A 21,008-nucleotide genomic window follows, 5' to 3' on the forward strand; every position below is an offset into this window, starting at 1 on the left:
CACTCTCCGCCTCTGTTCCCTCATCCGATCGCACACTCAACGTTATGCAGGCAATTGCCTGCATGTCAATCGACGGAGACCGGGAGAGGTACGGGGCACTGAGGTCGGGGGCATACGGGACGGAGGGCGTCCGGGCACAAATTCGCTGGCCACGCCCGGCTCCGCTCGCTCACACTGTCGCGGTGAGCCGAACTTTCAGCGCGTGGGTGACGTCCGGTGAGGACTTTCTCGGAGTCGTCGGCCCCTTCGCCGTCGACGTGCCGTGGTGGGCCCAGGTCGAACCGGTCGTCCTGCGACTGCGACAGGCCCTGAACGTAAGGGTCCTGGTACTGCGCCTCCTGACCGTCGACGGCGGAAAGGGCGGACGCGACGGTCATGTGACCTACCACGTCGAGGCGTTGGAGCGACCGCACTTACTGCTCCACCTGCCTGCCGATCCGGGGCTGTTGGAGGGCGACGAGGCACTGCGGGCGCCGTGGGCCGACATCGACGGGCTGCGGGGGCTCCTCGACTGGTCGACGCGCACACTGGCCGCGGCGGGCCGGCCGGTGACCGGGCCGGTGGAGCAGCAGCGCACCTGGAACCTCGCCGGGCTCTTCCGGCTGCCGACCGACCGCGGGACGGTCTGGCTCAAGGCCACGCCGGCCTTCGGCGCGGACGAGGCCGAGGTGATCGCCGCGTTCGCCCGCGCCGACCCGGGGCTCGTGCCCACCGTCGTGGGTTCCGCCGAGGGGCGCCTGCTGATGGAGCACATCCCGGGCGAGGACTGCTGGCAGGCGTCGTCGCGGACCGCCGCCTCGGGGGTACGGCGGTTCGTCGCCGCGCAGGCGGCCCTCGCGCAGAGGCCGCGGGAACGGCCCGCCTCCGTACCGGACCGCCGGGTGCCCGTCCTCGCCGAGCGGGTCGCCCGGCTGCTCGACGGCCCGGTGTCCGCCGAGCTGACCCCGCAAGAGGTCGACGCGGCCCGGAAGTTGGCCGATCGCTGGCGGCTGCTGACGGAGTGCGGCCTGCCGGACACGGTCGTGCACGGCGACTTCCACCCCGGCAACTGGCGTGCGGACGGCGGGCCGCCGGTCGTGGTCGACTTCGCCGACGCACACTGGGGCAACCCGGTCCTCGACGGTCTGCGCCTGTACTCCTTCCTGCCCGAGCCGGTGCGCGCGAGCGCCACGCGCGCCTGGGCCGGCGCGTGGCGGGAGCGGGTTCCGGACAGTGATCCGGCCCGCGCCCTGGCCGTCGCCGAACCGCTCGCGCCCCTCGCGTACGCGGTGCGCCACCAGGAGTTCCTGGACGCCGTCGAACCGTCGGAAAGGGCCTACCACCTGGGCGATCCCGCATCCGCGATCCGCGAGGCGGTACACCGTGCCGCCACTCCCGACCCCTGCCTCGCAGGACCGGGGCGCACCCTGACGGGGCGGGCGTGAGCCACGCGCCCTTGGCCGCCCACCCGTGCGCGGGGCAGGATCACCCCATGGACAGTCCGCTGACACTCGACACCCCCTCGCACCTCCGCCTCGAAGGGGAGGGAGTTCACCTGCGCGAATGGTCCGAGGACGACCTGGACGCGCTGATCGCGCTGTACGACGACCCCGAGATCGCCCGCTGGACGCCGGTGGCCTCGCCGTTCGACCCGCCCGCCGCGCGGGTCTATCTCGCCGAGGCGCAGGAGGCCCGGGCGCAGGGTCGCAAGGTGCAACTCGCCATCACCACGGACGGTGGTCTGCCGCGCGGCGAGGTGCTGCTGTTCCCCAGCAAGGCCGACGAGCGGGACGCCGAGATCGCGTACGGGGTCGGCGCCGCCCATCGCGGCCGGGGGCTGGCCTCCCGGGCCGTCCGGCTGCTCTCCTCCTACACCCTGGGCCACACGGGAGCCCGCCGCGTGGTGCTGTGCATCGAGGAGGCCAACGCGGCGAGTGCGGCCGTCGCGCTGCGCGCCGGATTCGTCCTCACCGACGACGAGCCCCTCCTGCGGATGTCACGAGGACGCGAGATCGCGCTGCGGACATGGAGTCTCACCAGCCCCTCCTGAGCGCCCGTGCCCGGCAGTCTGCGACCGGGCGAGCCGCGGTGGCTCTGCTCCCCACCTGCTTTTCGTCTGCTACTCGGCGGGTGGGCCGGTGAGTTGGGAAACGGCTCGGACTGCACTCGTCTCCAGGGGGAAGTCCTTTGTATAAGGAGAACGACGAAAAGGGGCTGAGATGGAGATCTCGGGCATCATCAGTGCCATCCTGATCGGCATCATCATCGGTGTGCTGGGCCGGCTCGTGGTTCCGGGCCGTCAGCGGATCGGCATTCTGTGGACGATCGCGGTGGGCATCGTGGCCGCGCTCATCGGCTCGGTGCTCGCGAACGCGTTCGACGTGGGCGACACCGACGGGGTGGACTGGATCGAGTGGCTGATCCAGATCGGGCTCGCGGCGCTCGGTGTCGCGGCGCTGGACCGTTCGAAGGCGGGCCGCCGCTGACGAGAGCGGACACGGGAGCGGACGGCGGCGGTACACCGCACGCCGTTCGGCCCCTTCCTGCAGCGGGATCACGGCTCCTGTCGCGGGGTCACGGTTCCTGTCGCGGGCTCACGGCGCCGCGTGGACGTACGGGACGGTCGGGGTGAGCGGGGCGAAACCCAGCCGCTGGAGAATGGGGCGGCTCTGGTCGGAGGCGTCGACCTGGAGGTAGGGGTAGCCGAGGTCGACGGCGATACGGGCACGGTGGGCGACCATCGCGCGGTAGATGCCGCGACCCCGCCAGGCCTCGACCGTGCCGCCGCCCCACAGACCCGCGAACCGGGTGCCCGGGATCAGTTCCATCCGGGCCGAGCTGACTGGTACCTCACCGGCGAGGGCCACGACCGCGACGACGGTGTCCGGGGCCTCGTCGAGCAGGGCGAGCAGTTGGTGGCGCAGCCCGGTACCGGGTGCGCCGAAGGCCTGCTCGTGGACGTCGACCATGAGGTCGACCCCGGCGGCGTCGGTGACGGGCCGCAGCTCCACGCCCGGCGGTGGCTCGGCGTCGAGCTCCAGTTCCCCCGCCTCGATGATCATCAGGGTTTCCGCCGGTTCGGCGGTGAACCCGGCGGCCAGCAGGCGCTGCCCCAGATCCTGCGGCCGGTCGTGCCCGTACAGCTTCCACTCGAACTCGCGGCCCAGCTGTGCGAAGTAGCGGCGCTGCTCGGCGATCGCCGCGTCCGCGTCGGCCTCCGTGAGGTCCGACCAGAGCACTCCGTTCCAGCCCTGCTCCGATCCCACGTGCCGGACGACCCCGCCGACGCGTTCCACGACGGAGTCGGTGCCGAAGGGGCGCGCGTGCTCACGCATGTCCCGGTCGAACAGTGCCAGTACCGCTGTGTGATCCATCCCGCCACTCCAGCATCCGTGGACCGGCCGGGCAACGGAGTTTCGGGGGGGGTGCGCGGCGCCCGGTGTCAGAGGAGCGTCGGCTGCAGTGCTCCTTCGTGCGTGAGCAGCCGGACCTTGCGCTCGACGCCGCCGGCGTAGCCGCGCATGGATCCGTCCGCGCCGATCACCCGGTGGCAGGGGCGCACGAGGAGCAGGGGGTTCGCGCCGATCGCCGCACCCAGGGCCTGGATGCGCTCCCGGGGCAGACCGAGTCGATCCGCGAGGGTTCCGTACGTGGTTGTCGTCCCGTAGGGGATCTCCTCCAGGGCGTGCCACACACGCCGCTGGAAGTCCGTGCCTGTCGGGGTGAACTCGATGTCGAAGCGGGTGAGTTCACGGGCGAAGTAGGCGGCCAGCTGCCGTGCGACGGCCTCGAAGCGGTCCGGGTCCCGCCGCCAACCCGCCCTCGATTTAGGGGCGTTGCGCTGTTCGGGCATGGTCAGCGAGGTCAGTGTGACGCCGGCCCCCGTCTCCTCACCGACCAGCAGCAGTTCGCCCAGCGGGCTGTCGGTCGTCGTCCACGCGGTCATCGTCGCCTCCCGTTCCTGAACTTCGCTTCATGAGCTTCTGGTCATGAGCTTCGGTGTCACTTCCCATGGTGGGCCCGGACGATCAGGCGTGCTGGCGGGATTCGGACGTGGAGAGCGACGCCTTGCCTTCACACTGATGTGAGTGTTCCAGCCTGGCCCGATGACGACCGCCTCTCTCTCCGGTGGCACCGGTACGCCCGCCGCCACCACGCCCCGGCTGCCTCTCTCCGGGCTCCTCGCGCTGTCCACGGCGGCCTTCACCGCCGTCCTCACTGAACTGCTCCCGGCGGGTCTGCTGCCCCGGATGGCCCCGGATCTCGGCGTCTCCGAGGCACGGGTGGGCTTCCTGGTCACCGGGTACGCGCTCGCGTCGTTCCTCGCCGCGATCCCGCTGACGGCAGCGCTGCGGGGGCTGCCCCGGCGTCCCGTACTCATCGGCGCGCTCCTCGGTCTCGCGGCGGCCAACACAGTCACCGCGCTGTCCTCGTCGTACGGGCTGACGTTCGCGGCGCGGCTGACGGCCGGGGTCATGGGCGGCACGCTGTGGGCCATGCTCGTCGGGTACGCGGCCCGGATGGTGCCCGCGGAGCGGCGCGGCCGGGCCATCGCCCTCGTGCTGGCGGGCATCACCCTCGCCCTCTCGCTGGGCCTTCCCGCGGGCACGGCGCTGGCCGACGTGCTCGGCTGGCGTGCCGCGTTCGCCGCGCCCGCGGTGTCGGCCGCGCTGCTCGTGCTGTGGATACGGCGCCGGGTGCCGGGTTTTCCCGGCGAACCGCCCGGTGAGCGCGTGCCGTTGCTCCGCGTCGCCGCGCTGCCCGGGATCGGCACGGTCCTGTCCGTCACGCTGACGCTGCTCGTCGGCCATCAGGTGATGTACACGTACGTCGCGCCCTTCGCGGAGGACGCCGGTTTCGGCCGGACGGGGCTCGTGCTGCTGGTGTTCGGGGCCGCGACCGTCGCCGGGATCTGGCTGACCGGCGTCCTGGTCGACCGGCACCTGCGGCGAACCCTGCTGGGCGCGCTGGCCCTGTTCGCGGCGGCGATGCTCGCGCTGGGAGCCTGGGCCGGACAGCCCGCCGTCCTGCTGATCGCGGTCGCCCTGTGGGGTGCGGCGTTCGGCGGGGCGCCGACCCTGATCCAGACCGCCCTGGTCGACGCCTCCGGGACCGCGAACGCCGACGTGGCCACCTCGCTCCAGGCCACCGTCTACAACGCGGGCATCGCGGCCGGTTCCCTCACCGGCGGCCTGGTCCTGGAGAGTTCCGGCGCCGCGGCGCTGCCCTGGACGACGCTCCTGCTGGTCACCGTGACCCTCGCGACCGTCGCGGCGGGCCGCCGCCGGGCCTTTCCGCCCCGACGCCCCTCGGACGTACGCGCGAACGCGGGAGACGACTGAGCCGTACGTGAGGGGGCAGGCGGGAGAGATCGGCTCACCGCCACCGAGGCCAGGAGATGTGGTGTCGCACGATCTGTCAGCCCCCGCGCCGACCGCGCCACGGGGAAGCCTCACCGCGATCCCTGCCGAGCCGGTGTCCGCCCGCAGGGATCCGTACTTCGACAACGCGAAGTACCTCACCATCGTGCTGGTGGCCTGTGGCCACGCCTGGGAACCCCTGACCCACGGAAGCCGGTTCGCGACCGCCGCGTATCTGACCGTCTACGCCTTCCACATGCCCGCGTTCGCCCTCGTCTCCGGCTATTTCTCGCGGAGTTTCGACATGGCGCCGGGCCGGGTGCGGCGGCTCCTGACGAGCGTCGTCGTGCCGTATCTGGTCTTCGAGACCGCGTACACGCTGTTCTACCGGTGGGCGCAGGACGACCCCGGCTATCCGCTGAGTCTGCTGGACCCCTGGTACGTGATGTGGTTCCTGCTCGCGCTCTTCATCTGGCGGATCACCACTCCTCTGTGGCTGACGCTGCGTCACCCGGTGCCGGTCGCCATGGCGTTGGCCGTGCTGGCCGCCGTCTCACCGGATCTGGGCGGGGACATCTCCATCCAGCGGGTCCTGGGATTCCTGCCGTTCTTCGTGCTCGGTCTGACGCTGCGCGCCGAGCACTTCGAACGGCTGCGGACCTGGCGCGTACGGCTGTTCGCGCTGCCGGTGGGAGCCGCGGCGCTGATCACGGCGTACCTGGTGGCGCCCTGGTTCAGCGCCGGCTGGCTCTACCACCGGGGCAGTGTCACGGGCCAGGGCGTACCGAACTGGGTGGGCCTGTTCACCACACCCGCGCTGTTCTGCCTCGCCCTGGTCCTGACGGCCTGCTTCCTGTCCTGGGTCCCCGGGCGGCACCTGTGGTGCACGGCGCTGGGCGCGGGCACGATGTACGGCTATCTGCTGCACGGTTTCGTCATCAAGGCATCCCGCTTCTGGGACTGGTACGACCACGCCTGGCTGCACACCGCACCCGGCGAACTGGCCGTCACCGCGGCGGCCGTGGGCCTCATCACCGCGCTGTGCACCGCCCCGGTCCGCAGGGTGTTCCGGTTCGCCGTCGAACCGCGCATGGAGTGGATGTTCCGCCGCCGCGACGAGGTCCCGTCGGGGCGAGCGGCCAAGGACGGCTAGCCGAGTTCCAGCGTCGTGACCACGTACACGCGGTCCGTGGCATACGGCCGGACCGGGCCCGTGTACATCCGGGCCGTCTCGAACGACGGGGTGAGGCCGTGCTCCTCGGCCAGGGCGACGGCCGACGTGTGCGTCTCCGGGATGTCGGCGCAGACCCGCCGACCGCCGGACTCGCCGATCAGTGCGGCGAAGAGCGCTCGGGCGTCGTCCGGGGTGTCCGCGAACAGCGGGCCGATGCGCAGGGAGTCCGCGGCGGGCCGGATCACGCCGTAGCCGGTGAGCCGCCCGCCGACCACCCGGACCAGGGCGCGATGCCCGGTGGCGCCGAGCCAGCTCTCCACGAAGCGCGGCCGGTCGGCGGGGTGGCAACGGCTGTCGTACGCGATGATCGCGTCGAGGTCGGTCGCCTCCGCGCCGCGGACGCCGGAGGCGGCGGTCGTGATGGCGGCGGTAGCGGTGGCCGCGCCCGCTGTCGGGACTCCGCCGTAGCGGAAGGTCTTGTGGGCGAACTCGAATCCCGACCGCCGGTAGTTGCCCTGCTGCGCGACCACGCCGTCCAGGCCGACGGTCCGCCCGCCCGCGTGCGCGAGCGCCGTCCTCCAGGTGGTGAGCCCGTAGCCGCGGCCGCGCAGGTCGGGACGGACGAGGTAGCAGCCCAGGAACGCGTAGTCGGCGCCGTAGTTGACGACGGAGATCGCCGAGACCGGTTCACCGTCGATGCGGCCGAGGAAGAAGCCCTCCGGGTCCTGGGCGAAGAAGCACGGCCCGTCCGACACTCCCGGGTCCCAGCCCTCGTCCCCCGCCCATGCCTTGATCACCGGCCAGTCGCCGAGCGCGGCCCGGGTGACGACGAGGCCTTCGGGGTGCGAAGAGGGGGAGGTCATCGAGCCGCTCCGTTCTTGACCGGACACACAGAACCATGGCACGTACGGGCCCGGGGTCGTGCCCGGACCCGTATGTGCCGGCGACTTCGGGTCAGTGCCCGTCCCGGCGCCCGGTCCGCTGTGCGGCGGGCCGGAAGCGGCGGTGCAGGGCGACTCCGCCCAGCAGCAGCGCGGCACTCGCGGCGGCCGTCGGGCCCAGCAGGTCCGTACCGGTCTGCGCGAGGGCGGCCCTGGGGACCGCCTGCGGCAGGATCTGCGGCCCCTCGGCCTCCACCGGGTCGGCGGGGTCGGCGGGGTCCGCCGGGTCCACGGGCGGCTCCGCCGGCTGGGCCGGCTTCGAACCGGACGGTGTCTCCGGGAGCTGCGGCCCCTCGCCCGAGGTGTTCGTGGATTCGTTGCCGACGGCGGGGTTGCCGATGCCGACCACGCTCACCGAGTTGCCGGTGACGTTCACGGGGAGCTGGACCGGCAGGTGCACGCCGTTGCCGGAGATCAGGCCCGGGGAATCCTTCTCGGCGCCCTCGGCGACCGCCCCGGCGGAGCCGTCGTGGCCGCCTCCCTTGCCGTCGCCGCCCTTGTTGGCGCAGCTGTTGCCCGCCGCGGGGTTGAGGAGCCCGACCACGTTGACGGTGTTCCCGCACGCGTTCACCGGCACGTCCACCGGGAGCTGGACGGTGTTGCCGGAGATCACCCCGGGCGAGTGGGCCGTGCCGCCGTCGGCCGCGGAGTCCGCGAACGCCGGCATGGTCACGGCCACGGCGCCGGAGGCGGCGGCCACGATGATCAAACCACTTCGGGCAACCCGTTTCATAGGTTCCCTGCCTTCCAGGACATGATCGCGAGCAGGCGCCCGCACCGTTTAAACGCGGGCAAACCATGCAGGTTATGGCTCATCCGGCAAACGCCCCCCTTCGAGCGGACGACCGAACGCGGCCGAACACGGCCCGGCGGACAGCGGTCGAGAGGACCCCGGCCGAGCAGGCGTCGGCCGGGCGGGCGGCGCAGGATAAGGCCTGTTCCGGCGCCCCGCTCGCCGAGAGGCGTGGCCGCAGGTGCCCCCTTATCGTGATCGAGGGGGAAATCCCGGCTGTGGGCCGGGGCGTCCCGGGAGGCCTGATGCTGTCAACGCGCCAACGCCGCGCCTTCACCTGCGCCATGACGCTGGCCCTGCTGGGAGCAGGACTGCCGTCGCTGGCCGCGGCTGCCGCCGACCGACCCGACCTGTCCCGCTTCCACGACCAGACGATCCAGTGGTCGGCCTGTCCGGGCGACGGACTGCCCGACGGCCTGCAGTGCGGGAAGGTGACCGTCCCCGTCGACTACGCGAACCCCGCCGACGGGACGCTCGACCTGGCCATGGCCAGATTCCGGGCGACCGGCAAGTCCAGAGGCTCGGTGCTGCTGAACTTCGGCGGCCCCGGCGGCCCGGGGGTCGGCGAACTCGCCGACGGCGGCAAGGACTTCATGGGTCTCACGAACGGCTACGACGTGGTGACCTTCGATCCGCGCGGCGTCGGCCGGAGCTCGCCGGTCAGCTGCGGCGAGGGCATGGAGGACGGAACGCGGGCCCCCGACCCCGACGCGGAGACCGGGGCGGAGCCGGACGAGAGCGACGATCCGCGGGCCGCTCTCGAAGTGCTGCGCGAACTCGCCGCGGACTGCACCGAGCACTCCGGGCCGGTACTGCGGCACATCGGCACGGTCGACGCCGCGCGCGACCTCGACGTGATGCGCGCGGCCCTCGGCGACAAGAAGCTCAACTACCTGGGCTTCTCGTACGGAACGCGGCTGGGCGCGGTGTACGCGGCCCAGTTCCCCGGCAGGACCGGCCGGATGGTCCTCGACGGCGTGGACACCCTCACCGAACCGCTGAGCGAGCAGGGCGTCACCGGCGCCCAGGGCCAGCAGACCGCCCTGGACGACTTCCTCGACTGGTGCACCGAGGACGTCAACTGCGCGTTCGGCCAGGACCCGCGCTCGGCCCGGGAGGAGGTGCTCCGGCTGATCGGCTCGCTGGACGCGGACCCGGTGCCGTCGGACTTCGGCATACCGTTCTCCGGCCAGGACCTGGTGGGCGCGATAGGGCAGGCCCTCTACAGCAAGGAGCTGTGGCCGGCCCTCTCGCAGGCACTCACCTCGCTGGTCCAGGACGGGGACACGCGGGGCATCATGGGGTTCTACGTCGGCGGCGACTCGCACCCCCATGACCGCCTCCCCCGCCAGGACTCCCCTCGTGAGGACGGCGGTCTCGTCGACGAGGGCGAGATCCCGCTCGACAACCTCCCGGCCGCGCTCATGGCCGTCAACTGCGCCGACGACCCCGACCGGCCCACCGCCGACCAGGTCGTCGGGAACCTCGGCAGGCTGCGTGCCGCGTACGAGCAGGCGTCACCGGTCTTCGGCCGGTACCGGCTCGCCCAGGCCCTGATGTGCTACGGACGCCCCAAGGGCACCTCGTACATCCGTGACGAGGTACGGGACGTCGACACCCCGAAGATGCTCCTCGTCGGCACCCGCGGCGACCCCGCCACGCCGTACCGCTGGACCACCGAGACCGCGGACCGGCTCGGCCCGTCGGCCGTCGTCCTCGACAACAAGGGCGAGGGCCACACCGGTTACTCCTCCTCGAAGTGCGTGCACCGGAAGATCGACGACTTCCTGCTGTACGGGCGGCTGCCGGCCGACGGCAGCTCGTGCGGCCCGGAGGAGTGAGCCACGTACGACACACCTGGAAGGGGAAGGGGTCGAGAAGTCGGCCCGGCCTCAGAAGTCGACCGGGTCGCGCACGATCGGGCACGTCATGCAGTGCCCGCCGCCCCTCCCCCGCCCCAGCTCGGCGCCGACGATGGTGATGACCTCGACGCCCGCCTTGCGCAGCAGGGTGTTGGTCTGGGTGTTGCGGTCGTACGTGAAGACCACGCCAGGCTCCAGCGCGACGGCGTTGTTGCCGCTGTCCCACTGCTGGCGCTCCGAGGCGTAGACGTCGCCGCCCGTCTCCACGACCCGCAGGGCGGGGAGCCCGAGGGCCTTGGCCACGACGTCCACGAAGGGGCGGGAGCCCTCGTCGGTCAGTTCGACGCCGGGTGCCTTGTCGGAGGGCCGCAGGGAGAAGGTGTGGACCTTGTCCATGATGGCCGGGTACAGGGTCACGAGGTCGCGGTCGGCGAAGGTGAACACGGTGTCGAGGTGCATCGCGGAACGCAGTCCGGGCATGCCCGCGACGATCACGTGCTCGGCGGCCCCGTTGGCGAACAGGGCCGCCGCGACCTGGGTGATCGCCTGGCGGGAGGTGCGCTCGCTCATGCCCATGAGGACCACGCCGTTGCCGACGGGCATGATGTCGCCGCCCTCGAACGTGGCCTGCCCCCAGTCGAGTTCGGGGTCTCCCCACCACACCGCGGAACCCCGGTAGTCCGGGTGGAAGGTGTAGATCGCCTTCATGAGGAGCGTCTCGTCGTGCCGGGCGGGCCAGTACAGCGGGTTGAGGGTGAGTCCGCCGTAGAGCCAGCAGGTCGTGTCCCGGGTGTAGAGGGTGTTCGGCAGCGGCGGCATCAAGTACTCGCGTGCGCCGGTGGATTCGCGCGCAAGGGACACGTAACCGGTGCGGAACTCGTCGGGCAGGTCGACGGTGGACAGGCCGCCGATCAGGTACTCGGCGAGTCTGCGGGGCTCCAGCGACTCCAGGAAGGCACGGGTGTCGTCGAGGAGTCCGAGGCCGACCTCGTTCGCGGTGATCTTGCGGTCCAGGAGCCAGGCGCGGGCCTCCGGGTCGGCCATGGTCTGTGCGAGCAGGTCGTGCAGTTCGACGACGTCGACGTCCCGTTCGCGCATCTTGTTCACGAAGTCGGCGTGGTCGCGCTGGGCGTTCTCCACCCACATGACGTCGTCGAAGAGCAGGTCGTCGGAGTTGGTGGGGGTGAGTCTGCGGTGGGCGAGGCCGGGTGCGCAGACCAGTACCTTGCGCAGTCTGCCGACCTCGGAGTGGACGCCGTACGCGGGCCGGGTCGGGGTGTCCTGTCGGGTCACGGTCTGCCTTTCGCGGAGTGTGTCGGTGTCTGCGGGGTCAGAGGCTGATCCAGCCGCGCGCGAGCGCGACGACGCCCACGACGGCGCCGGCCACCGAGACGGCGAGGATGACGAGTTCACGGGGAGAGAAGAGCCGGCGGCCCTGTTCACGGCGGGCCATGACGAACAGGACCGTGGCGGGCGCGTAGACGATGAGGGACACGAGGAGGTACTTGAGGCCGGCCGCGTAGATGAGGAACGCGGTGTAGACGGTGGCCAGCGCGGCGACCGGGAGGTCCCACCGGCCCGCGCCGCCGGACCGCGCGACCATGACGGCGAACGCGGCGGCCAGCAGGAACGGGATGAGGGTCAGGGCGCTGGTCAGATCGAGCGCGAAGTTGAACGCGTCGTCCGAGAAGAGCGTGACGACGAGCACGACCTGGGTCAGCACGGTGGTGATCAGCAGGGCGGGCACGGGTACGTCGGCCGCCGTGGAGCGGCCCAGGAAGCGGGGCATGTCCTCGTCCTTGGCGGCGACGAAGAGCACTTCGGCGGCCATCAGGGTCCAGGCGAGGTAGGCGCCGAGGACGGAGACGATCAGGCCGACGCTGACGAAGACCTTGCCCCAGGTGCCGACCGCCTCCTCCAGGACGCCCGCCATGGAGGGCTGGCGCAGCTCGGCGATCTCGCTCATCGGCAGGATGCCGTACGACACGACGGTGACCGAGGCGAAGATCGCGAAGACGCTCAGGAAGCCCAGGACGGTCGCGCGTCCGACGTCCTCGCGGCGTTTGGCGTGCCGGGAGTAGACGCTGGCGCCCTCGACCCCGAGGAACACGAAGACCGTGGCCAGCATGGTGCCCTTGACCTGCTGGAACAGTGATCCGGCGTAGTCGGCGCCGGCGAAGTTCTCGGCGAAGACGCCGGGCTTGAGGCAGAACAGCGCGATGAGGACGAAGACGAGGATGGGCACGACCTTGGCGACCGTGACGATCCGGTTGATGGCCGCGGCCTCCTTGACCCCACGGCTGATGAGCAGGAAGAACGCCCACAGGCCGGCGGAGGAGAGCAGCATGGCGAGGACCGTGTCGCCGTCGCCGAGCGCCGGGGCGATCGCCCCGATCGTCGACATGATGAGGACCCAGTACGTCACGTTGCCGACGCAGGCGCTCGCCCAGTAGCCGAACGCGGCGAAGAAGCCGAGGTATTCGCCGAAGCCGGCCTTCGCGTAGGCGTAGACACCGGCGTCGAGGTCGGGTCTGCGCAGCGCGAGCCGCTGGAAGACGAAGGCCAGCATGAGCATGCCGGCGCCGGCCACCGCCCAGGCGATGAGCGCGCCGGCCACGCCGGTCTCCTGGCCGAAGCGCCGGGGCAGCGAGAAGACGCCCGCGCCGACCATGGAACCGACGACCATCGTGGTCAGCGTGGGCAGGGTCAGTTTGGCTGCGGGTGTCCGGGGCTCGGTTCCGTCTCCGGCCCCGGTTCCGGTCTCGGCCTGGCTCATGGAGGTCCTCGGGCGTGGCAGGGAGACACGACGCGACTGCCCGGCGACATTAACAACTAATTGCCCCTTTTGCCCGACCTGATTCCCCCGAATGACTCGCCGCCGATTCAGTCATATGGTGCATCTATGGAGCATCTTCTGAGCCCCGCCACCCTCACCGAGCTGCGTCGGCCGCGGCCCTACCCGGCGGTGTCGGTGCTGACACCGACGCACCGCAGGGAGCCCGACAAGGCGCAGGATCCCGTCCGGCTGCGCAATGTGCTGGCCGAGGCGAAGAAGCAACTGGAAGCAGATCCCGCGGTCACCCGTGAGCGGCGGACGGACGTCGTCGAGCAGCTCGAACAGGCGCTGGCGGAGATCGATCTGAACCACTCCGAGGACGGCCTCGCGATCTTCGCGGCTCCCGGGGAGCACCAGGTGTGGTCGCTGGCCCGGACCGTGCCGGAGCGCGTCGTCCTCTCGGACACGTTCCTGACCCGTAATCTCGTCGCCGCGCAGGCCGCCGAGAGCCCGTTCTGGGTGCTGACGGTCTCCGCCGACCGGATCTCGCTGTGGAGCGGCGGCGGGGAACGCGTCGTCGAGGCGGACACGGCGGGGTTCCCGATGACACGGAGCCTGGAACCGCAGGACGTCGAGCGCGAGGAACGGGTCGGCGAGGTGCCGAGCACCTTCCGCGACGAGGAGACACGACACTTCATGCGGGACGCGGACACCGTCCTCGCCGCCGTCCTGCGCTCCGACCCGCGGCCCGTGTACGTCGCCGGTGAACAGGCCGCTCTCTCGCTCCTCGGCGACGTCGGCAACGTCACCAAGGACGCCGTCCACGTTCCGCACGGCGGGCTCGGGCACGCCGGGGCCGAGGCGGTGTGGCAGGCGGTCCGTCCGCTGGTCACGGCCGAGGACCGGAGGAACGTCGAGACCGTGACGACCGAGCTGAAGAACGCCAAGGGCCGCCGGGCGTTCGCGGCGGGCGTCGACGAGGTCTGGCAGAACGCGACGGCCGGCCGTGTGGGTCTGCTGGCCGTCGAGGAGAACTACCGTGTGACGGTACGCGACGACGGCGGCGACCATCTCGTCCCGGCCGACGGCGACGATCTCGACGCCCGGCACGACATCGTGGACGAGATCGTCGAACAGTGCCTGGACACCGGCGCCCAAGTCCGCTTCGTACCGGACGGGACGCTGGCCGAGGCGCAGGGCATCGCGGGAGTGCTCCGGTACTGAGACCCCGCGCGCTCAGCCCAGTTCGGCGCTTCCGAGGTGCTGCAGGAGCTGGTCCGTGGTGAGCGGGTGGAACGGTCCGCTGCGCGCGTCGCGGTACAGCCTCTCCAGCGGGTGGCCGCGGCGGTAGGCGCCGCCACCGACCAGGCGCATGCCGATGTCGACGACGCGGATCGCGTTCTCGGTCGCCACAACCTTCGGGATCTCCAGCGCGCCGAGCCTCAGCGCCGGTTCGTCCGGCAGGTCGCGCCCCTCGTTGAGGCGCGCGGCGGCGACCTCGATCGTGTTGGCGGCGGCCTCGATGAGTACGCGCATCTCCCCGACACCGACCTGCACCAGCTGCTGGTCGCCGACCTTGACGTCGGCGGCCTCGGGCACCGCGCCGAGTCGCTTCGTCCGCAGGATCGCGCGCGTCTCGTCGTACGCACGGCGGGCGAGCCCGAGGTACACCGACGCGAAACTCAGCGTCTGCCATTCCAGGTTCGCGAACAGACCCGGCCGGAACTCCGGGGACACGAGGTCGCCGACCGGTACGAACACGTCCTCGAACACCACGGTCTCGGTGCCCGTCGCACGCATGCCGAGCGCGTCCCAGGTCTTCTCGACGCGTACGCCCTCGGCCGAGGCCGGACAGACGAGCAACACCTCGCGCGTCGCGCGCACCGCGTGGTCGGCCGGCAATTCGCCGTCGGGCTCGGTGATCGTGGCGTTCAGCGTGTGGAAGTCGGCCACCGGCGCCAGGGTGCCCCAGCTCTTGCGGCCGCTGACACGGAACCCGCCGTCGACCGGCACGGCACGGGTGTCGGCCAGGCCGATCACGCCGGCGCGGGTCTCGCTGTACGCGCCGTCGAACAGGTGCCCGTCGCGTGCCACGCCCGGGAAGAAGCGCTGCTGGTGTTCCTCGCTCCACATGCCGCGGAAGAAGCCGATCACGCCCCAGTGCATGGTGAAGGCCAGCGCGATCGCCGGATCGCCGTACGCCAGCAGTTCCACGCACCGCGCGGTGGTCGCGATGTCGGCGCCCCACCCGCCGTACCGCTTCGGGACGTTGAGTCCCGGCAGTCCCAGCGCCCTTACGCGCTCGGCCAGTTCGTACGGGAACGTGTTCTCCGCGTCGTGCCGCGGCCCGGCCTTGCCGAACTCCTCCGCCAGTTGGCGGCAGATCTCGAAGGCCCGCTCGCGCTCGGCGGAGTCCATCTCGACGACGTGCACCGGTGAGGCCATCGAGTCCTCCTCGCTCACGGCGGCGCGGGACGTCGCCGGACTCTGCGGGGCTGCGGGGGACCGTGCGGAAAGCTCCTACAGCAGAATCAAATACAGCAGACCTCGCCGACGCCGCAAGAACGCCTGCCCGAAACGGCCGTCCGGCCGGGCCGGGTCAGTCGCGTTCCGCGTTGAGCCGGTCCACCGCGGCCTTCGCGTCACCGACGGTCAGGTAGTCGATGGCGACGAAGTTGACCGGCGCGCCCCTCACCCGTTCGCACGTGTGCGCCCGGTCCAGTACGGCCCGGCGGGTGTTGATCTCGCCCGCGTCGAGACGGCTGCCGCCGTCGGCGGTGATGAAGTGGTTGAGCAGGAACAGCCGCTTGCCCGTGCCGCCGCGGTGCGGGACACAGCTCAGTTCCGCGGGGGAACGGAAGGCGAACGGCGTCTCCATGGCGTACCGGTAGAAGTTGCGGTACCAGGGCGCCGGCCCGTCGGCCCGCTCGGCGAAGACCACGAGACGACGGCCGCTGTCGATCATCTCGCCGAGCGTCGGCCAGGGCCGGTCCGGATCCTCGTCCGGTGTGAACAGCAGGTCCCGCAGACCCGCTTCGCGGAACGCGGCCTCCGTCTCCTCGCCGCTGAGGGCGTCCTGGACGATCAGCGTGACGACGTCCCCCGGGTGGGCTCGCAGCCAGTCGCCGATCTGCCGCAGCGTCGGCACCAGTTCGATCGCGCCCGCACGGCAGACGGAGTGGCAGAGCCACAGGCCCGGCCTCGGCGGGTTGAGCCCCTGGACGGCAACGGTGATCTGACGGCGCAGCTCGGGCGGGAAGTCCGACTCGTCGAGCCGGTCGGTCACTTCCTCGGGGCGCTCCCAGCGGTAGGTGTCGAGCTGCAGGGCCCGTACGCCCGCGTCGAGCTGATCGGCGATGAGGGGGTCCTGGAGGGGGCCGATGAACTTGTCGGCGGTGGTGGACATGGCGTTGTGCGAGGTGAGCTGGGCGACCTCGTCGTACCGCCGGTCGCACAGGCGCGGGCTGCCCTGGCAGCTGCGCGGGGTGTCGTCGGAGAAGGCGATCGGCACGAGTGCGGCACCCGCGAGGGCGAGGGCCGTCGCGCCGGCCGCGGGCCAGAGCCCCGGCCGCCACGCGCGTACGGGCGCCCTGCGCCGCTCCCCCGCCCAGGCCAGGCCGACCAGGAGAGCGCCGGCGACCACCGGCACGAGGGCGGCGGTCAGCATTCCCGCGAGGAAGCGGTCGACGGCGGTGGTCTGCAGGTCGTCGAGCAGGCGGGCCGCCGACTCCGGCCAGGCCGCGGAGATGTCGACCGGCCTGCGGCCCACGGTCCACAGGACCACGAGCGCGACGAGCGCCGTGCACAGTCCGCCGGCCGCGAGCGCCCAGCCGAGGTGTCGCAGTCGCCGGGGCCGGGAGTCGGGGCCGGTGAACCAGAGTGCGGCGAGGGCCGCGATGCCGAGGGCGGCGGCCAGGGGCTCGACGACGTCGAGGGTGAGGTGGGTCGCCGCGCGGACCTGACGCACCTCGTCGAGTTCGAGGTCGGCGGCGATGTCCCAGGTCCCGCCGTCCGCGACCGTGCGCAGCCGGGCGGCGGCGGCGCGGGTGCGCTCCGAGAAGGCGGCCGGTCCGACGGCGGCGAGGGCGGTGGCCACGTCGCCGTTCTGCAGGGCGACCGTGACCTCCGGGCGCAGCGTGCCGCGTACGTCCTCGGGGGCGGCCCGCAGCAGGGCGTCGGCGGCGGTGGCCGCCTGGGCCTCCGTCAGGGCCAGCGTCGGCAGGCCTTCCGGGGGCCGGCCGGCACCGACCTGCCCCACCGCGTCCTTGAGGTCGGCGAGGAAGGCCGGAAAGTCCGGTTCCTTCTGCTCCTGGAGCGAGGAGACCATGTCGCCGAAGTACGCCCTGGTCAGGCCGGTGATGTTGGCGATGACCGGCCGCAGGTCGACGGAGAGCCGCAGGTCGTCCCTGGTTCCGCGCAGGTAGTCGACGAGATGCCCGATCTGCTGGTCCGTCAGCGCGCGCAGGGTCTCGGGCGGGAGGACCGTCTTGAGGTTGGAGGTCAGTACGGCCTCGGGCACCGGGAGCCGCCCCAGGAGGTCGCGGGTGACCGGCGTGATCCGCGGGTCGACCAGCACCTGGTTGTAGAGCCGGTCGTACGCGCGTTCGTCGGCCAGCACCGAACGGTGGAAGCCCGCGCTCAGTACGGTGCTGCGCGCGGTGGCCGTCAGCGCGACGACCGCGACGCACAGGACCGCGCAGATCCAGGCCACGCAGCGCAACGCTCGTATCCGGGCCGACCCGACCATGCCCTCATGCTGCGCCAAGGGGCGCGCGGTGGCGAGCCGTGCGGCGGAACGGGTGAGGCGTTTCCGGACGGACCGGCGGCCTGTGGGCCCGCACGGCATGCCTCACTGAATTATCCGACATAAAGTTCATTTCGACCGCCCGGCCGCTCCGGCTCATCCCCACCGACACCGCTAGCGACAGCGACAGCGACAGCGAGGACAGCACTCGATGAACACACCACCGTCCCAGGGGCCCCACGGGCCCCGCCGACAGGGCCGCACGCGTTCGATCGTCGTCGCGGTGGCGGCGCTGGCCGCGGTCGCGAGCGCCGTCACCTCGTGCAGCACGGGCAGCGACTCGGACACCTCCACCCCCTCCTTCAGCGAACGCCCCTCGCCTCCCGACACCGCGTCCTTCTCGGGAACGGCCCCCTCGATGAAGGAGTCGGTCGTCGAGTCCGCGCGCGCCGCGGCCTCCGCGGCGGCGTCCTCCGCCTCGGCCGCGGCCTCCTCCTTCGAGGCGTCCGTGTCGGCGGAGGTGGAGCGGGCCAACAGTGCCGCGGAGAAGGCGCTCAAGGACGTGGACGGCCAGGGAAACGCCATGTCCGACGTCTCCATGACCGGCAAGCCGCGGTCCGGGACCGGCGGCCTGCTCGTCGTGCTGGTGAACATCACCAACAAGACCGACAGCAAGGCCTCGTACGCCGTGCGGGTCGATTTCACCGACTCCTCCGGCAAGACGGTGGAGACCCGGTATGTCGGCGCCGAGGACCTCGCGCCGGGCGAACGCGCCCAGCCACTGGCCGTGAGCCGCAAACCGGCCGACCCGCCCCTGACTCCCAAACTGTCCCAGGCCCAGCGGTACTGACCTGCTGCGCGGCTGAGGGGACGGTGCGGCGCGCGGCCATTGCCTGTGCCGCGCGGAGCGGCTAGGAAGATCGGATGACTCGCTCCCCGCTCCCGGTCTGCGGCCCCGAGGGGCCCTTGCGCGCCGCGCCCTCGGCGCAGGGCCCGTCCCCCGTCCGGGCCGTGCTGTTCGACTTCGGCGGCACGCTCTTTCAAATGGGCTCCTACGCCGACCGGATCCGTGCCGTGGTGCAACGGCCGGTCGGTGAGCGGGAGATGGGCGAGTTTCTGAACGGGCTGGAGAAAGGGCTGGCCGATCCGGACGTCGTCGAGGCGCAGCGCGGGCGTGATGTGTCCTCGCGCGCACACCGGCACGCGTTCACCACGTGGTACGCGTCGGTACCGGAGCTCGCGCCGCACGCGGACGCGCTCTACGCGCAGTTGCAGGCACCCGAGCACTGGGTGCCGTACGCGGACACACGGTCCACGCTCGCACGGCTGAGCGACGAGGGCATCGCGCTCGGCGTGGTCAGTGACGTGGGCTGGGATCTGCGGGCGACGTTCGCGCACCACGGACTCGATCAGTATTTCTCGTCGTGGGTGCACTCCTACGCGTACGTCAGGAGAAGCCCGACCCGGTGCTCTTCGGGCGCGCCTGCCGCGAGTTGGGGGTCCCGGCCACCGAGACGCTGATGGTCGGTGACCATCCGGCGAAGGACGGCGGGGCGGCGGGCGCGGGGCTCCGGGCCTATGTGCTGCCCGCCGGAGCCGCTCCGGGCGCGGTCCGGGGGCTGGACGCCGTGCTGCGGCTGGCAGGGCCGGCCGGGGCGAGTCGCACCCCTTCGACTCCCCCGGGTTGAGTACGACTGTCGAGTACGCCTGTTGAGTACGCTCCGGCCGCCGATCCGCGTACCGGATTCGTCCCGGTCAGCTCCCCCGGCAGGACAGCGGCACGTGCCAGCGGCACCACCCTGTCGTGTGTTGCCGAATCCCTTACAGCGCGTCGCAGGCTGTGCAACAGTCGTAACGGTCCTTCCCTCTGCCTTGGTCGTACCGTGCCTGTATCGGAGTACGTCATGCCGTCCCCTCTCTCGGCGGACCACCCTGCCGCCCAGCCGCCTCCGCGCGGCGCGGTCGACGCGCTCATCTCGCAGACGCGCCGGCTCCGGGGCGACATGGACGCCGTCCGACGCGACGCGCCGGCCGACGGCACGGACCCGGAGGGCCGCTGGCAGCGTGCTCTGTGCGACCTGGCGATGCATCAGATCGACGACCTCGACGCGCACTTGTCGCAGTTGAGGGACGGCCCCTCGACCGTGCCCGCCGAACGGGAAGCGGCACCCCCCGCCGTACGGGCCGTGCCGCCCCCGTCCCCCGGGCGCGGCTCGCTGATCAGCCGGGTCGGCAGTGCCGAGTGGAACCTGCTGACGGACGAGGCCACGTGGTCCGGTGAGTTGTACCAGATCCTCGGCAGGGACCCCGCGGCTCCCCCGCTCACCCTCGACGAACTGCCCTCCGTCGTCCTCGACGAGGACCGGCCGAGGCTGACCTCGATGGTCACGGACTGTCTGATCGACGGCAAACCGATCGACGGGGAGTTCGGCATGGTCCGGCCCGACGGCGGTGTACGGACCGTGCACATGATGGGCGAGCCGGTGCTCGACGCGGACGGCAGCACCGCCTCGATGTGGGCCGTCCTGCGGGACGTCAGCGAACTGCGCCGCAGCCAGCGGACCGTCAGTGAGACCAGAGACTCGCTGCAACGCCAGCGGCAGGCCGCACAGACCGAACACCGCCTCGCGGTCGAGCTGCAGGAGACCGTCCTGCCACCGTGGCGCGGCTCCCCGCCGCTCCCGCAGCAGGGCCCGGGAACGCTGGACCTGGCCGCCCGCTATCTGCCCTCCTCGACCAGCACCCTGATCGGCGGCAACTGGTACGACGCCCTCGACATGCCCGACGGACAGACGCTGTTGAGCGTCGGCGACCTCACCGGCCACGGCGTCGCCGTCACCTCGGGCATGGCGATGCTGCTCGGCGCGCTGCGCGGCATGGCCGTGGCGGGCACCGAACCCGGCCAGCTCATGTCCTGGCTCAACCAGTTACTCGACTCCTCCGCCCAGCCCGCCCTGGGCAGCGCGGTGTGCTGCCGCTACCGGCCGCAGAGCCGGACCCTCGTGTGGGCGCAGGCCGGACACCCCGCCCCGCTGCTGTTCCGCAACGGGACGGGGCGCATGCTCGCTCCGCCCGACGGCGTCCTGCTCGGCGCCACCTCGGGTGCCGTCTACGTGCAGGCCGAAGTGCCCCTCGAACCGGGCGACCTGCTGCTCCTGCACACCGACGGGCTGGTCCCCGCGCGGTCGGGATGCCTCCGCCCGGACGTGACCGGGACGGTGGAGAGCACCGCGGACGTCAGCCGCCTCCTCGACCTGGCCCCCCGTTTCCAGGAGGCCCGCAGCGCCCAGGACTGCGTACGGACCGTGGTGGAGGAGTTCGGTGAGACGGAACGCGAGGACGACGCCTGCGTCCTCGTGGCCCGGGTCACCACCTGAGG

Annotated in this window: 19 protein-coding genes; 11 read left to right on the plus strand and 8 right to left on the minus strand. The window is 71.8% G+C overall.

Annotation, left to right across the window (positions count from 1 at the left end; genetic code table 11):
- Positions 1-182: 182 nt before the first annotated feature.
- The 3 genes from ACFVH5_RS08660 (at position 183) to ACFVH5_RS08670 (ending at position 2,465) form a co-directional block, all read left to right on the plus strand.
- Complete coding sequence (locus ACFVH5_RS08660) at positions 183-1,424, plus strand: aminoglycoside phosphotransferase family protein (protein WP_385832814.1); 1,242 nt, start codon at positions 183-185, stop codon at positions 1,422-1,424.
- 47 nt (positions 1,425-1,471) lie between these two features.
- Complete coding sequence (locus ACFVH5_RS08665) at positions 1,472-2,029, plus strand: GNAT family N-acetyltransferase (RefSeq protein ID WP_385832815.1); 558 nt, start codon at positions 1,472-1,474, stop codon at positions 2,027-2,029.
- Between the two features lie 169 nt (positions 2,030-2,198).
- Positions 2,199-2,465: a GlsB/YeaQ/YmgE family stress response membrane protein gene (locus ACFVH5_RS08670; protein WP_384809118.1), complete on the plus strand. Its 267-nt coding sequence runs from the start codon at positions 2,199-2,201 to the stop codon at positions 2,463-2,465.
- 108 nt (positions 2,466-2,573) lie between these two features.
- On the opposite strand, the gene ACFVH5_RS08675 is transcribed toward ACFVH5_RS08670, so the two are convergent.
- Positions 2,574-3,353 carry a GNAT family N-acetyltransferase gene (locus ACFVH5_RS08675; protein WP_385832816.1) on the minus strand — a complete coding sequence of 260 codons (780 nt, stop codon included), beginning with the start codon at positions 3,351-3,353 and terminating at the stop codon, positions 2,574-2,576.
- Positions 3,354-3,421: 68 nt separating this feature from the next.
- Positions 3,422-3,925, minus strand: a complete 504-nt coding sequence (locus ACFVH5_RS08680) for a methylated-DNA--[protein]-cysteine S-methyltransferase (RefSeq protein WP_385832817.1) — start codon at positions 3,923-3,925, stop codon at positions 3,422-3,424.
- 160 nt (positions 3,926-4,085) lie between these two features.
- Between ACFVH5_RS08680 and ACFVH5_RS08685 the strand changes: the two genes are divergently transcribed.
- A complete protein-coding gene (locus ACFVH5_RS08685; protein WP_385832818.1) occupies positions 4,086-5,321 on the plus strand; it encodes an MFS transporter in 1,236 nt (411 codons plus the stop codon).
- A 61-nt stretch (positions 5,322-5,382) separates the two neighbouring features.
- Positions 5,383-6,492 (plus strand): acyltransferase family protein, encoded by a 1,110-nt coding sequence (locus ACFVH5_RS08690; protein WP_385832819.1) that lies wholly within the window; start codon positions 5,383-5,385, stop codon positions 6,490-6,492.
- Here the strand turns inward: ACFVH5_RS08690 and ACFVH5_RS08695 are convergent.
- Both ACFVH5_RS08695 and ACFVH5_RS08700 read right to left on the minus strand, forming a co-directional pair.
- Complete coding sequence (locus ACFVH5_RS08695) at positions 6,489-7,376, minus strand: GNAT family N-acetyltransferase (RefSeq protein ID WP_385832820.1); 888 nt, start codon at positions 7,374-7,376, stop codon at positions 6,489-6,491. The genes ACFVH5_RS08690 and ACFVH5_RS08695 overlap by 4 nt on opposite strands.
- A gap of 91 nt (positions 7,377-7,467) precedes the next feature.
- Complete coding sequence (locus tag ACFVH5_RS08700; protein WP_385832821.1) at positions 7,468-8,187, minus strand: chaplin; 720 nt, start codon at positions 8,185-8,187, stop codon at positions 7,468-7,470.
- Positions 8,188-8,492: 305 nt separating this feature from the next.
- Here ACFVH5_RS08700 and ACFVH5_RS08705 point away from each other — a divergent pair, with 305 nt between their 5' ends.
- Positions 8,493-10,088, plus strand: coding sequence for an alpha/beta hydrolase (locus tag ACFVH5_RS08705; protein ID WP_385832822.1), 1,596 nt, complete (start codon positions 8,493-8,495; stop codon positions 10,086-10,088).
- 51 nt (positions 10,089-10,139) lie between these two features.
- Here the strand turns inward: ACFVH5_RS08705 and ACFVH5_RS08710 are convergent, their stop codons facing one another.
- Together ACFVH5_RS08710 and ACFVH5_RS08715 are read right to left on the minus strand one after the other, a co-directional pair.
- A complete protein-coding gene (locus ACFVH5_RS08710; protein ID WP_385832823.1) occupies positions 10,140-11,402 on the minus strand; it encodes an arginine deiminase in 1,263 nt (420 codons plus the stop codon).
- 37 nt (positions 11,403-11,439) lie between these two features.
- Complete coding sequence (locus ACFVH5_RS08715; protein ID WP_385832824.1) at positions 11,440-12,885, minus strand: basic amino acid/polyamine antiporter; 1,446 nt, start codon at positions 12,883-12,885, stop codon at positions 11,440-11,442.
- A 126-nt stretch (positions 12,886-13,011) separates the two neighbouring features.
- Between ACFVH5_RS08715 and ACFVH5_RS08720 the strand changes: the two genes are divergently transcribed.
- The gene (locus tag ACFVH5_RS08720) at positions 13,012-14,109 is read left to right on the plus strand and encodes a chemotaxis protein (protein WP_385832825.1); all 1,098 of its coding nucleotides are present in this window, start codon (positions 13,012-13,014) and stop codon (positions 14,107-14,109) included.
- A 12-nt stretch (positions 14,110-14,121) separates the two neighbouring features.
- Here ACFVH5_RS08720 and ACFVH5_RS08725 read toward each other — a convergent pair whose 3' ends face one another.
- Positions 14,122-15,330, minus strand: coding sequence for an acyl-CoA dehydrogenase family protein (locus ACFVH5_RS08725; protein ID WP_385832826.1), 1,209 nt, complete (start codon positions 15,328-15,330; stop codon positions 14,122-14,124).
- Positions 15,331-15,484: 154 nt separating this feature from the next.
- Positions 15,485-17,632, minus strand: a complete 2,148-nt coding sequence (locus ACFVH5_RS08730) for a hypothetical protein (protein ID WP_385832881.1) — start codon at positions 17,630-17,632, stop codon at positions 15,485-15,487.
- Positions 17,633-17,840: 208 nt separating this feature from the next.
- Between ACFVH5_RS08730 and ACFVH5_RS08735 the strand changes: the two genes are divergently transcribed.
- From ACFVH5_RS08735 to ACFVH5_RS08750, 4 genes are all read left to right on the plus strand, one after another.
- Positions 17,841-18,479: a hypothetical protein gene (locus tag ACFVH5_RS08735; protein ID WP_385832827.1), complete on the plus strand. Its 639-nt coding sequence runs from the start codon at positions 17,841-17,843 to the stop codon at positions 18,477-18,479.
- Between the two features lie 74 nt (positions 18,480-18,553).
- On the plus strand, positions 18,554-19,150 hold the full coding sequence (locus ACFVH5_RS08740; protein WP_385832828.1) for an HAD family hydrolase: 597 nt from the start codon (positions 18,554-18,556) through the stop codon (positions 19,148-19,150).
- On the plus strand, positions 19,096-19,317 hold the full coding sequence (locus tag ACFVH5_RS08745) for an HAD hydrolase-like protein (protein WP_385832829.1): 222 nt from the start codon (positions 19,096-19,098) through the stop codon (positions 19,315-19,317). Before ACFVH5_RS08740 ends, ACFVH5_RS08745 begins: the two co-directional genes overlap by 55 nt.
- Positions 19,318-19,533: 216 nt before the next feature.
- Positions 19,534-21,006 carry a PP2C family protein-serine/threonine phosphatase gene (locus tag ACFVH5_RS08750; RefSeq protein ID WP_385832830.1) on the plus strand — a complete coding sequence of 491 codons (1,473 nt, stop codon included), beginning with the start codon at positions 19,534-19,536 and terminating at the stop codon, positions 21,004-21,006.
- The last annotated feature ends 2 nt before the right edge of the window (positions 21,007-21,008 follow it).

It is taken from the genome of Streptomyces sp. NPDC127119, assembly GCF_042677425.1.
Classification (GTDB): Bacteria; Actinomycetota; Actinomycetes; order Streptomycetales; family Streptomycetaceae; genus Streptomyces.

What these genes read in the sequence shown, in the direction of transcription:
- ACFVH5_RS08695 (WP_385832820.1), bottom strand. Translation starts at nt 7,376, where the DNA reads ATGACCTCCCCCTCTTCGCACCCCGAAGGCCTCGTCGTCACCCGGGCC.
- ACFVH5_RS08750 (WP_385832830.1), top strand. Translation starts at nt 19,534, where the DNA reads ATGCCGTCCCCTCTCTCGGCGGACCACCCTGCCGCCCAGCCGCCTCCG.
- ACFVH5_RS08735 (WP_385832827.1), top strand. Translation starts at nt 17,841, where the DNA reads ATGAACACACCACCGTCCCAGGGGCCCCACGGGCCCCGCCGACAGGGC.
- ACFVH5_RS08705 (WP_385832822.1), top strand. Translation starts at nt 8,493, where the DNA reads ATGCTGTCAACGCGCCAACGCCGCGCCTTCACCTGCGCCATGACGCTG.
- ACFVH5_RS08715 (WP_385832824.1), bottom strand. Translation starts at nt 12,885, where the DNA reads ATGAGCCAGGCCGAGACCGGAACCGGGGCCGGAGACGGAACCGAGCCC.
- ACFVH5_RS08675 (WP_385832816.1), bottom strand. Translation starts at nt 3,353, where the DNA reads ATGGATCACACAGCGGTACTGGCACTGTTCGACCGGGACATGCGTGAG.
- ACFVH5_RS08740 (WP_385832828.1), top strand. Translation starts at nt 18,554, where the DNA reads ATGACTCGCTCCCCGCTCCCGGTCTGCGGCCCCGAGGGGCCCTTGCGC.
- ACFVH5_RS08665 (WP_385832815.1), top strand. Translation starts at nt 1,472, where the DNA reads ATGGACAGTCCGCTGACACTCGACACCCCCTCGCACCTCCGCCTCGAA.
- ACFVH5_RS08730 (WP_385832881.1), bottom strand. Translation starts at nt 17,632, where the DNA reads ATGGTCGGGTCGGCCCGGATACGAGCGTTGCGCTGCGTGGCCTGGATC.
- ACFVH5_RS08670 (WP_384809118.1), top strand. Translation starts at nt 2,199, where the DNA reads ATGGAGATCTCGGGCATCATCAGTGCCATCCTGATCGGCATCATCATC.
- ACFVH5_RS08685 (WP_385832818.1), top strand. Translation starts at nt 4,086, where the DNA reads ATGACGACCGCCTCTCTCTCCGGTGGCACCGGTACGCCCGCCGCCACC.
- ACFVH5_RS08680 (WP_385832817.1), bottom strand. Translation starts at nt 3,925, where the DNA reads ATGACCGCGTGGACGACGACCGACAGCCCGCTGGGCGAACTGCTGCTG.
- ACFVH5_RS08725 (WP_385832826.1), bottom strand. Translation starts at nt 15,330, where the DNA reads ATGGCCTCACCGGTGCACGTCGTCGAGATGGACTCCGCCGAGCGCGAG.
- ACFVH5_RS08700 (WP_385832821.1), bottom strand. Translation starts at nt 8,187, where the DNA reads ATGAAACGGGTTGCCCGAAGTGGTTTGATCATCGTGGCCGCCGCCTCC.
- ACFVH5_RS08720 (WP_385832825.1), top strand. Translation starts at nt 13,012, where the DNA reads ATGGAGCATCTTCTGAGCCCCGCCACCCTCACCGAGCTGCGTCGGCCG.